This window comes from Mesorhizobium sp. L103C131B0, from assembly GCF_000502275.1.
Classification (GTDB): domain Bacteria; phylum Pseudomonadota; class Alphaproteobacteria; order Rhizobiales; family Rhizobiaceae; genus Mesorhizobium.
Map to the genome: position 1 here is coordinate 41,877 of NZ_AYXC01000017.1, position 12,303 is coordinate 54,179.

The following is a 12,303-nucleotide window of genomic DNA, read 5'->3' on the forward strand; positions in this document are numbered from 1 at the left end:
TGGTTGGCCGCAAGCCGCACGGCGGCGTGCAGCACCTGCGGGACCGTCGCCACGCACACTTCGGCCACGCCGTCCGGTTCGCGCTGGCGAAAGGTGCCCGGCAGCGTCAGCACGCACTGCCCGGTCGTTCCGCACAGATCCTGATCGACCACGACGCGCATCTCAGCCCTCCTGCCCATGCAGCCGTACCGGCAGCGCGCGGAATGTCCTAAGGAACGCGGAGGGCTCCCGGGTCGGCTGCTCGGCCAATGCCAGCGTGGGGAAGCGCGCCTGGATCCGCGGCAGGCTCTCGGCCAACTGCACCCGGGCCAGTTGCGCACCAAGGCAGAAGTGGATCCCATGGCCGAAGGTCAGCATGATCTTCCCGTCGATCGACATGCCAGGACTGGCGCCGTAGAACCGCACGGGATCGAAGCGATCGGGATCGGCGAAGGCGTCCGGGTCGCGATTGCCGGCCGCGATCAGCACGCGCACGTCAGCGTTCTTCGGGATCACCACGCCGCCCAGTTCGATGTCGCGCTGGGCGATACGCGGAATGGAGCTGAACATCGCGGGCGCGTCGTAGCGCAGAGCTTCTTCGACGAATGCCTTCACCCCCACGGCATCTCCCTTCAGCCAATGCCGCTGTTCGGGATACGCCAGCATCGCCAGGACCGCATGGCCGATGGCCGCGGCAGTGGTGGCGAAGCCGCCCAGCAGCATGCCCCACAGCATGCTGATCAATTCCGCATCCGACAGTATCTCGGCATCGCCGTCGTGTGCGCCGACCAGCATTGACACGATGTCGTGGCTGGAATCGGTGCGCTTGCGCTGTATGAGGTCGCCGAAGTAGGCCTGCACCCTGGCGCTGGCCGCGTCGCCCGCGGCGAGTTGGGGATCGCTGGCGTGCGGGCTCAGGCCTTCCAGAATGGCGCTGATGCCGGCGACGAGCCCGAACATGTCGTCCCGGGGCATGCCGAACAGTTCGCCGAAAACCAGCATGGGCAAGGCCAGCGCGAATTCCCGATGCAGGTCCACCGCATCCCCGCGCTCCAGCGCGGGCGCCATGCCGTCCAGGCGCGCTGCGACAATGTGAGCGATGGTCGGCCTCAGGTTGTCGATCTGGCCGATGGTGAAATCGCGCGAGATCAGCCGGCGCAGACGCGTATGCGTTGGTGGTTCCTTCATCGCTAAAGTGGACGCCAGCAAACTTAGCGACAGGCTGGTCGCCGCACGCGGGAAATAGCGCGCCAGTTCGCCCGGCGCCGGTCCCCGAAAAGCATCGCCCGTGGCCTTGAGCGCCCAGTAGATGTCGGCGTGACGGCTCAACAGAAAGAGGCCCGACGCCGCGCGATGTACCGGATCGTGCTCGCGCAACCACCGCATGAATGGGTACGGGTCCTGAATGCACCCTGGCGACGCCAGTTCGGCGAAGGCGTCCCGGCATGATGCCATGGTTTCTTGCACGTCCATCTTGGTCACCTGTTGGCTGGCTGATCTGGTCGGCGCGCGGCAGTCGCGCCGGCAACTCGAGAACATCGGGATTCCTGGTGGCGTCCGCGCATCACCAGAGCACCGGGAACTCCTCGAACCCGCCAGTGATGATCTCCTTGCGCAACTTCAGTTCTTCGGGCGCCACGGCCAGGCGCAGCGCGGGAAAGCGCTGGAAGATCGAACCGAACACCGCCTTGAGTTCCAGCCTGGCCAGCGCCAAGCCGACGCAGTTGTGGGGCCCGTAGGAGAACGCCAGGTGCGGGTTTTCGTCACGTCCGATGTCGAAGATTTCCGGGTCGTCGAAATGGCGCGGATCGAATGACGTCGCCGGCAGGCCGACCAGCACCTTGCTCTCCGCGGGAACATGCACGCCCGCGATGGTCACGTCGGTCCTCGGATAGCGCATGATGCCGTCCCAGCCGGCGCCCGGCGGGTACATGCGCAGGATTTCCTCTACCGCCTTGTCCACCAGGGATGGATCGCCGACCAGGCGTTCGCGCTGTTGCGGATGGCGGAACATGGCCAGCAGGCCGAATTCGATCTGCGCCACGGTGCTCTCGTGCCCCGCCACCAGCATGCCCGCCGCCAGGCCGATCGCCTCTTCCTCGGTCGCCTTGCCCTGGTCGACCGCCGCGAGCAGATCCGTCAGCACGTTGTCGCCCGGATCCTGGCGCTTGTCCCGCATCTTGCCGCGAATGTAGGCGCGGAGTTCTTCCCAGGCCAAGCGCGACGCGCTTCGCGGGCCGCTTTCATGCTGGTGCGTCATCACCTCGTCGGACAGCCCGGCGAAAAAGGCGTGATCCTCGTAGAGCACGCCCATCAGCGCGCCAATGACCATGGCGGGAAGCGGAAAGGAGAGGTGGCGCCGCAGATCGGCGGGCTGGGGCTGGGCCGCCAGCGTCTCGAGCAACTGCGCGGCGATCGCCTCGACCTGCTGCGCGAGCAGCTTCACCCTGCCGTTGCTGAAGGCCGACGCCACGATCGTGCGTAACCGCGTATGCTCGCCCCCCTCGTGCGAGACCAGCCATCCTGGCGAACCGAGAATCACCGAATCCGGGGTGAATGCCGCCGGCGGCATTCCCGCGGGCCGGAACGCCGCGTCGGACAACACCGCCCGGGCCTCGTCATAGCCTGTCACCCACCAGCCTTCGTGCCCGGACGGGAAGCGCACGCGGTGGATCGGACCGTTGGCCCGTAGCGCCAACATCTCAGGCGAGGGCTCAATGTGATCGACGCGCCACATCGGCAGCGTCGGCAAAGGTTGTTCGGACATGCTGGCACTTCACTCTATAGCGATGGAAGGGCGGAAGGTGACCGGCGGGCGCTGCGGTAGAGAAGACCTAAGACGGCATGTAGACGACGTCGTCGGAAGGCAGACCGATTATCAGGATCGGCTAACGCTTAACTGCCTAGGCAAACGCGCGGCGAGATGCAGAACGTTATCCTGTACCTTCGAGGTCAGGATAAAGTCGGTGTGGTGGGCCTTTGACTCGCCGCCGGCCAAGATTTCCTGCGCAAGGGTCGACAAGAGCGGCGAGCTGTTGGGTAAGGGCGGTTTCGCCGAGGACCCCATGCCCATAGACGCTATCCGACGCGGATTTGACATTTTGCTTTTCTTTCTTCGTTCCATTCGTGCCATCCACGAAATGAAAGTCGGTCGGCGGCTCCCGGCCCGCAACGAAGCGGCTTCAAAACTCGTGCCAATTTGGCCAACCGAAGAAAAAAATCTGTGATGCTTTTAGGGGCTTAGCCTGAGGCCAGAGAAGAGCTAGGCGAAATAGGCCGGTGTCGCGGGCCAACAAAGGCGACGGAAAAGTGTCGGACAGAACGCCTCGGCGACCTTTAGGTCGGGCTTGCGACATTCTGGTCCAGTTTCGAACATAAGAGGCGGCGAACAGACACGATTGGGGAATTCGATCCTCACGGGGCCAAGGCGCTTGCCCAAGAGCGCCCGCTCATGGTCGCTGCGACAGGCGCATGTTCGCGATAGCCGTGCCGGCGCACCAATGAACGCTAGCGCCACACGTTACGCAATGACTGGAGTGCCCTCCAGGCTCAGGTAATGCATCGGCTCGGCTTCCGGTTCGTCTTTGCCCAGCCGGGGCTGAAGCGCCGAATATCCGCACCATACAGCATCGTTGTTGCCTGTGTGACGAGGCGGTTATAGCGCGCGCCCGATCTTCTAAGACACGGCCTCCGAGAAGGAGGGGCGGTCCAACAGCCCCTCTATTCCAAATGGCACGCCGCTTGCTGCTCCTGGTTAGAGCACCATCAAATCACGATGAAAGCGACTTGCACCATGCCCGACACGCGAAGCTCCAGACCGTGGCCTGAGGAGACGGTGCCCCTTGCAGCTGAACATCGGGGCATCGTCTCCTCCGGAAGTCCGTTCTGGATGGCCGCTTTGCGCATGGCTGGTCCGATGCCGGCACGCCAACACGGGCAGCGCACGCAAATGCGGGTTGCCGGTTCTGTTCAGCATCTGAGTGCCGAAAAGCCTTGTCAAAGGGTCGTCACCCAAGCCAAAGCCGGCGGGTCACTGCCACATATCCACAACATGCTGAACCAGTCCAGTGACGTGGAATCCAGTGAAGCGGGTCTGTTGCGTGAAGTGACATTTCAGGCCCCCACATGCTTTGCGATATTGGCTCCTTCCGGCCGCTATCCCTTTTCCAAACGCACTATCGCTAGTGACCGATCCCGCTTCCGGCGCCATAGCCGTGGAAAGCAACCGGCTCGACGGTGTCCAGCTCGCTCAGATCGATTGCGTTCGGGTGGCCAAGACCAACCGCCAAGACGTTCCCATACGTCGGGAGGGAAAAAAGGAGGTTGCGAGCCGCGAGGCCCTCATTCCGTGCCGGGGATACGAGCCTTTGCCCGGTATTGCGCCAGCCTCTGCCAGAATTCAGCGCAGTCTTCTTCAGGAGCAACTTGATGACAGTTCGAAAGAAAGTTCCCTTCGTCACCTTTCTCACGCGTGTTCACGATAAGTCAGTCCAGGGGCCAAATCCATATCGCTGGCAAGAAAAAACATCTGACGACTACTTTGCCGGCAAGCGGGTCATCCTGTTCTCGCTGCCTGGCGCCTTCACCCCGACCTGCTCGACCTACCAATTGCCCAAGTTCGAAGAGCTCTATGATCAGTTTGCGAAGCAGGGAATTGACGCGATTTACTGCCTCTCAGTCAACGATGCCTTCGTCATGAATGCGTGGGGAAAGTCCTTGGGCCTGAAGCAGGTCCAGCTCATCCCCGATGGCTCAGGCGAGTTCACACGCAAGATGGGCATGCTGGTTGCCAAGGACAATCTCGGATTCGGGATGCGCTCATGGCGCTACGCCGCCCTGATCAACAATGGCGTGGTGGAGCACTGGTTCGAGGAGGAAGGTTTCTCCGACAACTGCGAGGCCGACCCGTATGGCGTTTCATCCCCGCAAAACGTTCTCGAAACGCTGAAAGCCGCCGCATGACCTAGAAAACGTCTCACTGGCGCCATTGCAGGCCCCAAGAGGCTCCTCGACAGGATTATCGCACTCACCATGCAATCTTCAGCAAGCCTGTTTCAGCGCCAGAAGCAATCCATCGTCGCATCGCCTCAACTCATTGAGTCGATTCGCTTGCTGCAACTGGCGCATACCGAACTGCATCAGTTCGTGGAGGGGGAAATCGAGAAGAACCCGCTCTTGGAATCTGCGTCAAACGATGGCGGGCCTTTTGACGATGCTTCGATTTCGGGAGCGGATCAGCCTGTCGGCTTTGGGGCAAACGCCGTTGAAGGTGCGACCGGGGCAGGGTCGCCTGAACGGCTCGGGCAATGGAAATCACTTCGCAACACGACCAACAACCCGCCGGGCAATGGCCCTTCCCTCGACGAGTTTGCCACCCTCGCCGAAACATTGCACGACCATGTCGCTCGTCAGATCGCCCTCACTGCGTTCACACCACAGGAGCGGCTGATCGCTGGCCAGCTTGCCGCCGATCTGGAAGACACTGGCTATCTTCGGGCAAACCTTTTGGAGCTGGCCGAGAGCCTAAATGTCCATGAGGCTGTTGTGGAACGGGTTCTCGGAACCTTGCAGCAATTTGATCCACCGGGAGTTTTTGCGCGAAGTCTCAGAGAATGCCTCGAGATTCAGTTGCGCCAGCGAAACCGGCTCGACCCGGCAATGGCAGCTTTGGTTGCCCATCTTGAAATGCTTGCGCGACGCGATTTTGAGGCGCTGAAGCAGCATTGCGGCGTCGATGAAGAAGACCTTCTCGACATGATGCATGAGGTTCGTGCGCTCGATCCAAAGCCTGGGAACAGATTCGAATCCGGTGCGTCTGAATCAATCATACCCGACGTCTGGGTCACGCCCTCGCCGCAAGGCGGGTGGCAGATCGAACTTGATCCCGCCACCCTGCCGAAGCTGCTGATCAACCAAACCTACTATGCCGAAGTCACGCGTCAGACTGCCCAAAATTCGAAAGATCAAGCATTTCTCGACGAATGCTTACAAAATGCGAACTGGCTAATCCGCAGCCTCGATCAGCGCGCCAAGACCATTGTCAAGGTTGCGGCTGAAATCGTGCGTCAGCAGGATGCCTTTTTGGAACATGGCGTCGCCCACCTGCGGCCTCTCAATCTTAGAACCGTCGCTGACGCGATCGGCGTGCACGAGTCTACGGTAAGCCGGGTGACCTCGAACAAGTACATGCTTACCCCGCGCGGAGTCTTTGAACTGAAGTATTTTTTCACCGTCGCGATCGCGTCCTGCCAAGGCGGCGATGCGCACTCCGCCGAAGCTGTCCGGCATCGGATCAAAGCGATCATTGCCGCAGAATCTCCCGGCGACGTGCTTTCCGATGAGGACATCGCTGTCCGGCTGAAGGAAACCGGCATCGATGTTGCGCGCCGCACCGTCACAAAATATCGCGAAGCAATGAACATACCCTCCTCCGTGCAACGCCGCCGGGAAATGCGCTTGTGTTTTTAGATTTGGGTCAAGGCAGCCAACATCACGTTGCATTGCATCAAAGTGGAGACTTCGTTCATGACCCAATCCGCAGCAGGTGTCATGGACGCTGTTCTGCACCCAGAAAAGCCCGTCCCACCGTCTGGTCCCGCATGGGGTGCGGTCATTTCGCTTTCCTTGGGCACCTTCGGGCTGGTCACGGCAGAGTTTCTGCCTGTCAGCCTGCTCACGCCCCTCGCGCGTGATCTCGGTATCAGCGAGGGANCGAGGGAGCGGCTGGACAGGCGATGACGGCGACAGCTATCGTCGGGGCGATCTCGGCGCCGACGGTGGCCATCATCACAAAGCGCCTGGACCGCAGGACCGTCATGTGGACAATGACGCTGCTGCTGATCCTGTCGGACGTTCTGGCGGCCGGCGCGTGGTCGCTGGCGGTTCTCCTGACTGCACGCGTCGTGCTCGGCATAGCGCTCGGAGGCTTCTGGTCAATGTCGGCAGCACTGGCGATGCGGCTCGTTCCAAGCCACCTCCTGCCGCGCGCTATGTCGATCATCCTCACCGGCGTTTCCGTAGCTACCGTCTGCGCAGCTCCAATCGGCGCCTATGTCGGCGATATCTGGGGATGGCGAAGCGCCTTCATGCTCGCCGCAGCCGGCGCCGCCGCTACACTGCTCGTGCAACTCATAACCATTCCGAGACTGCCTCCGATTGGAGTGGCTAGCTTCCGAAGCCTGCTGGATGTGGCCAAGATTCCGATGGTCAAAATTGCGCTTTTGGTCGTCCTGCTGGTCGCTTCCGGCCACTTCGCCGGAATCACCTATATCCGCGCCTTCCTCGAGAAGATTCCCGCGCTGGATGTAGAAACGATCTCGCTTGTGTTGCTTGCTTTTGGCATCGGCGGATTTTTCGGCAATCTGGCCGGCGGGCTTCTGGCCGAGTACAGTCTCAAGGCAGTCGCGGCCCTTGCACCGCTGCTCATAGCGATAGCCGCTGTTTCGCTGCTGACGGCGGGAGCATCGGCCTTGGCCTCGGCGATTGCTGTTGCCGCGTGGGGGTTTGCCTTCGGCGCGGTGCCAGTGGGATTGCAGACGTGGATGGTACGGAGGGCTGTTCCCGAGCAGGCCCAAAGCGCCGGTGTGCTGCTGGTCACAGTATTCCAAGTGGCAATCGCCGCCGGCGCGATTTTCGGCGGACTATTGGTGGAGAATGCGGGGATTACCAGCGCCATTGCCTACAGTGCTGTTGCCACGTTCGTCGCTGCCCTCATAGTGTTCGTGCTCGGCCCGAAGCGCGAAACCTAGACCGCCTGACAGGAGAGAGGTCTCAGCAGCGCAGCGGGACAAGAGATGCGATGCACGGCGCGGCGCGGTCCTCCGCACGATTACGCATGGACCAGCGCAAGCGCCTCGCCGGCTTCACCTCCGGGCCACGCGACCTTCGCCGCCAGACACGCGAACCTCGCCGGCACCGGTTCCATTTGGCGTCGGTGAGCGCTGCCGGCGCGATGGAACCCTTGCTGGCGGTCATATCCTTTACGACGAGCCGGCATTCTGGGCAAGCGACAGCTACGCGCCGGCCATGCCCGTCAGAACGCCGGTGACGATGCCGCTCGATAGCGCAGACAGGTCGCGAATTGCCAGTCGTGTCAACGGCGGCCGGATTATCGTCGACCGCGCCTACCTTGTTTCGGCCGCAGACTATCGTTCGGCAGCTTGATGATGTTGACAACATAGCCTAGGAGCTATGTATGACTTTGGAAGTCGTTTTTGGCGATGAGTTCGATGGGGAGTTCGAGGCGTTGCCCCAGACAGTCCAAGATGAGCTATTGGCCTCCGCTAAGCTGCTCGGTGTGTTTGGCCCCAGCTGGGGCGACCGCATGCGGATACCTTGAATGACTCGTCGTTCGCGAACATGAAAGAACTTCGCTTCGATGCTGATGATGGTGTCTGGCGGGTTGCGTTCGCATTCGACCGGAAGCGGAAGGCGATCCTGCTCGTCGCCGGCGATAAGTCGGGCGTGAGTGAGAAGGGCTTCTATAAACGTCTGATCGCCAAGGCGGACAAGCGCTATCAAGGGCATCTCGACCGTTTGGCGGCGGCGAAGAAGGAGAAGAAGTGATGGGACGCAAGCTTGATGACCTAATCGCTGCGCTCCCCGCGGATCGTCGGGAGCGGGTCGACGCGCGTTTCGAAGAGTTAAGGGGAGAAGTCGAGAGTCTCGGCGATTTGCGGCGTGCCGCTGGAAAGGCCCAGGCCGAAATCGCTTCGGTCCTCAAGATCAAGCAGCCTTCGGTCTCGAAGATCGAGAAACAAGCCGACATGTACTTGTCTACTCTTAAAAGCTACGTCGAGGCGGTCGGGGGGCAACTCGAACTCGTCGTTCGCCTTCCCTCGCGCGCGCCCCTCCGTATAGAGCGGCTCGGCGACGTCGTGGCTCCCAAAGCCGTCTCCGTGCATAGCGTTAAAAGAGCGGCAGGTGGACGTAATCGCACAAAGGCCGCACGCGCCGGCTGACCTCACTCTGTTCGGCTAAAGACTACCGATGGGGGCGAGATGCTCTCGTCCATGCGACGAGTAGGTATGAGCAACGTCCTAGTTAAGCCAGCTCGCGGCAAGGTAACGGAGGCCGACATAGGTGTGAGCTGCGGATGCCGGCGACTTTGGCTGCCTCCTGGACTGCGCGGTGCAATTGCCTCGATGAGATCGGCGCGGTGAAGCTGCGCCCCGGGGAACAGTCAGCCATGGGGGAGCATCACCCCGCGCCACCTGCCTTCGCGCCACCACAGCCGGAGCAGTTCCAGAAATTGCAGCGAGAGCATAGCGTTGCGGTCCCTGCGTCCCTTGGCCTGTTCGACGCGGATCAGCATGCGTGTCGAGTCGATGTCGTCGATCTTGAGGTGCGCAACTTCAACACGCGCAGGCCCGCGCGATAGGCGACGCCGAGCGCGGCCTTTTACTTGATGCCGGGTGCGGCTTCGAGCAGCCGCGCCGCTTCCTCCACGCTCAGCACCTCGGGCAGCTTGCGCTAATACCTCATGATCACCAGCGCACGCGCCAGATCCCGACGCTTCAGCGTCACGAGGAACAGGAACCGCAGTGCCGAGACGGCGCCAATTGATCGTCGCAGGGCCGCCGCCGCTCTCATGCTGATGCAGCTGGAATCGACGGATGTCCGCAGCCGTCGCCGTGTCGGGCGAGCGGCCAAGGAACACAGCGAAGCGCCGGAGGTGACGAACGTAGTCCTGCTGGGTATGGGAGCCCAGGCCACGCATGAGCATGTCGTGCTGCATGCGCTGGCGAAGCGGAGAGATTGGTGCATCGGTCGACAGGGTAGCCATGGCGAGTTCCTCTCGTTGAACGGAACTCCAAGATCAGATCGACGCCTCTTCCCGCTCAAGTCAAATGGCAGTCGCGCCATCTCAGGCCGAGGCGCAATCTGCTTACCGAGGCAGTTGCTTCCCGCTTCGCGGAATGATCTCAGGCACGTCCCGGCAGGGACAGCTCGGTGCGTCCTGGAAGAACGCTATCGGTTGAATGACGTGAGGAAATCGTCGCCGGCAAGCGTATGCAGGATCAGGCTGCGGCAGGCGTTCCTCCGTGCGGATCGAACAGCTCGCCCGTCCGGAGCATCGCATGCATGATCACCGCCAGCTTGCGCGCCAGAGCCACGGCCGCTCGCTTGAAGCCAAGCCGTTCTTTCAGCTCCAAAGCCCAGGTTCGCAGTGTGGTAGTATCCGTCGACCGGTTCAGGATGACTGCGGCCGCCTCGTATAGCAGCCCGCGCAACTGATTGTCGCCACGGCGAGAGATATGTCCGTCAGTATCGCCCTCGCCGGACGGGTAGCGCCTCGGGGTCAGGCCCACCCACGCACCCACGGCGCGCGAGTTCCTGAAGTTCGCCGGATCCTCCACGGCTGCGGCAAAGGCGGTGGCTGTGACGGTGCCTACACCGGGCACTGACATGAGCAGACGACAGTGCAGGTCCTCACGCGCCATCGCGGCCAGCTGCTGGCTCAGCTCTGCTGTTTGGTACCGGATATCACTCCATACCTGAAGCATTGGCGCGACGATGCGCGCCAGCTTTTCTTCGCCCTGCAGAAGGTCGCGAACGTTGCGCTCGAACACGCTGCCGGCGCCCTTGGGCACGACGAGGCAGAACGTCTTCATCAACCCACGGATCTGGTTGGATATCTGCAAACGCATGTTAAGAAGCTGGCGCAGCGCGGCGATCAGCGTGCGGATCAGCAACTGTCGAAACCTTTGACGCGAACCTCTCGGTAGAAGCCGACCTCGGCCAGATGTGCCAGGCCATCGGCATCGTTCGCATCGGTCTTGTTCGCGGCCATGTCGAGCGCGGCTTTGGCATGCCGCGCGTTGATGCAGATCACCGGCAGGCCCTCTGCCGTCAACGCATGGTAGAACCACACCGACAGCGGCCCCGTTTCGAACACGACCCGTCGGACATGCGGTGCGCGCTTGCGGATCACCGCCGCAAGCAGTTGCGGATCGGACACGCACTTGCCCCGCCAAATCCTCTTACCGTTCTGCCGGATCGATATTGCCGTCTTTTTCATGGATACGTCGATACCGATATAGTGTTCCATGGCTGTCCTCCGTTCGGTGGCTGGGCCCGGTGTCCATCGACAGCCCGTTCTTCATTCTATCGGAGGACAGCCAGCCGGCTAGATGTTCGAACATCGCCGCCACATCTCAGGTGGCCACCCCTTTCGCGATTACGTCATGTTCGTGCATGAGGCGCATTGCAGCCCGGCGGCTGTGGGCCGATTCCGGACTGTCCGGTTCCGAGTGGCCCCCACCGGATCGTTGCCATTCATCAGTTGACTTCATCGGGCCGTTCGGACCCATCCTCCATTCGGCTGAAACTTGGGCATTCTGCACCAGTCGACTAGTTTCCTACATCGTTTTCAATTTCCATGATCATCACGGTTGCCCGGCTCCACCGCCAGAGCCTCCGATGAATGAGAGGCCTGACTGGAGACACGCCAACCCTCGCAGATTCCTTGGTGATAGACCCTGAGAAACTAATATTAGCGACAGATTACAGTGAGTTCAGGGTTGCTTAGGCCCTTATTTATGCTCATGGATGAAATGTTTTTTGGGGTATCGTGCGGTGGGGGAATTAAATGGATAGCGCTCAAGCCAAAATCTTCGCTGAGAGCTTGCTGGGAAGCAATGTAGGAGGATGGACAATAGACGCCACCTTCGGCAACGGAAAATCCGCAGTTGTTTTTTCTGCAGAGAAGGATGGGGTCAAAGGGGCGATAAAGATCTTTCATCCCGAACTCATCGAGCGATACGGGCGAGATGTCCAACTCGCAAGGATTGATCGTGAAAAGAGCCTCATTGGTCAAAGCCACCCGCACCTGGTCACTATACTGGACGGTGGCGCCTGCTCAGTTACCGGGCACCTTTTTGTGGTGATGGAGCGACTCCCTTATGAAAATCTCCATGCCTCACTTTCAGCAATCGCACCGGAAAAATACGGCACCCTGATTTCACAGGTCGCCTCCGCCGCGCGGTTTCTTGAGGATCTCGGCCTCGCGCACAGAGACATCAAGCCCGAGAACATTGCCGTCACTGATGATTCAGAAAGGGCCATCCTCCTAGACCTCGGAGTGCTCCTCCCGGTGGGTCTGTCGAACTTAACCGACGCTTTCCAACGACCTTTTATTGGGACTCTTCGATACAGCTCCCCTGAATTCCTGGCGCTTGACTACAGCCTAGCTACGGATTCGCCGAATCGTAGGCATCTTGCTACCTTATCCCAAGTTAGCCCGTCTTATTCATGACGGATCTGGGTTTGTTTGCCGCTGAGCGGCGGACAGGTGGCGGCTCGGCGTCTTTTTCACCGCGGCTG

General features: G+C 61.0%; 9 protein-coding genes and 3 pseudogenes. 7 read left to right on the forward strand and 5 right to left on the reverse strand.

The annotated features are described in order from the left end of the window. Nucleotides 1-35 precede the first annotated feature (35 nt). The 3 genes and pseudogenes from X730_RS1000000169250 to X730_RS141530 form a co-directional block, all read right to left on the reverse strand. Nucleotides 36-179 (reverse strand): annotated as a pseudogene (locus X730_RS1000000169250) (ferredoxin); the annotation flags it as partial. Next, nucleotides 163-1,452, reverse strand: coding sequence for a cytochrome P450 (locus tag X730_RS141535; RefSeq protein WP_031197221.1), 1,290 nt, complete (start codon nt 1,450-1,452; stop codon nt 163-165). The gene X730_RS141535 and the pseudogene X730_RS1000000169250, both read right to left, overlap by 17 nt. Nucleotides 1,453-1,543: 91 nt before the next feature. Next, nucleotides 1,544-2,746: a cytochrome P450 gene (locus X730_RS141530; RefSeq protein ID WP_023827166.1), complete on the reverse strand. Its 1,203-nt coding sequence runs from the start codon at nt 2,744-2,746 to the stop codon at nt 1,544-1,546. A 199-nt stretch (nt 2,747-2,945) separates the two neighbouring features. Between X730_RS141530 and X730_RS1000000167695 the strand changes: the two genes are divergently transcribed. From X730_RS1000000167695 to X730_RS141515, 6 genes and pseudogenes are all read left to right on the forward strand, one after another. Next, nucleotides 2,946-3,206, forward strand: a complete 261-nt coding sequence (locus tag X730_RS1000000167695) for a hypothetical protein (RefSeq protein WP_155922504.1) — start codon at nt 2,946-2,948, stop codon at nt 3,204-3,206. 1,201 nt (nt 3,207-4,407) lie between these two features. Next, entirely contained in the window at nt 4,408-4,941 is a 534-nt protein-coding gene (locus X730_RS141520) for a peroxiredoxin (protein WP_023724551.1), read from the forward strand. Nucleotides 4,942-5,010: 69 nt separating this feature from the next. Continuing rightward, on the forward strand, nt 5,011-6,447 hold the full coding sequence (gene rpoN, locus X730_RS0134395) for an RNA polymerase factor sigma-54 (protein WP_031197223.1): 1,437 nt from the start codon (nt 5,011-5,013) through the stop codon (nt 6,445-6,447). A gap of 57 nt (nt 6,448-6,504) precedes the next feature. After that, nucleotides 6,505-7,727, forward strand: a pseudogene (locus X730_RS06280) (MFS transporter). A 610-nt stretch (nt 7,728-8,337) separates the two neighbouring features. Beyond that, on the forward strand, nt 8,338-8,544 hold the full coding sequence (locus tag X730_RS1000000169255; protein ID WP_348633130.1) for a type II toxin-antitoxin system RelE/ParE family toxin: 207 nt from the start codon (nt 8,338-8,340) through the stop codon (nt 8,542-8,544). Further along, nucleotides 8,544-8,939 carry an XRE family transcriptional regulator gene (locus X730_RS141515; RefSeq protein ID WP_023827171.1) on the forward strand — a complete coding sequence of 132 codons (396 nt, stop codon included), beginning with the start codon at nt 8,544-8,546 and terminating at the stop codon, nt 8,937-8,939. Before X730_RS1000000169255 ends, X730_RS141515 begins: the two co-directional genes overlap by 1 nt. A gap of 221 nt (nt 8,940-9,160) precedes the next feature. Here the strand turns inward: X730_RS141515 and X730_RS01000000164745 are convergent, their stop codons facing one another. Continuing rightward, complete coding sequence (locus X730_RS01000000164745) at nt 9,161-9,763, reverse strand: phage integrase N-terminal SAM-like domain-containing protein (RefSeq protein ID WP_245261409.1); 603 nt, start codon at nt 9,761-9,763, stop codon at nt 9,161-9,163. Nucleotides 9,764-9,998: 235 nt separating this feature from the next. Then, nucleotides 9,999-11,029: pseudogene (locus X730_RS01000000164750) on the reverse strand (IS110 family transposase). A gap of 540 nt (nt 11,030-11,569) precedes the next feature. Here X730_RS01000000164750 and X730_RS141510 point away from each other — a divergent pair. Then, nucleotides 11,570-12,235, forward strand: a complete 666-nt coding sequence (locus X730_RS141510; protein ID WP_023827175.1) for a protein kinase — start codon at nt 11,570-11,572, stop codon at nt 12,233-12,235. Nucleotides 12,236-12,303: the final 68 nt, after the last annotated feature.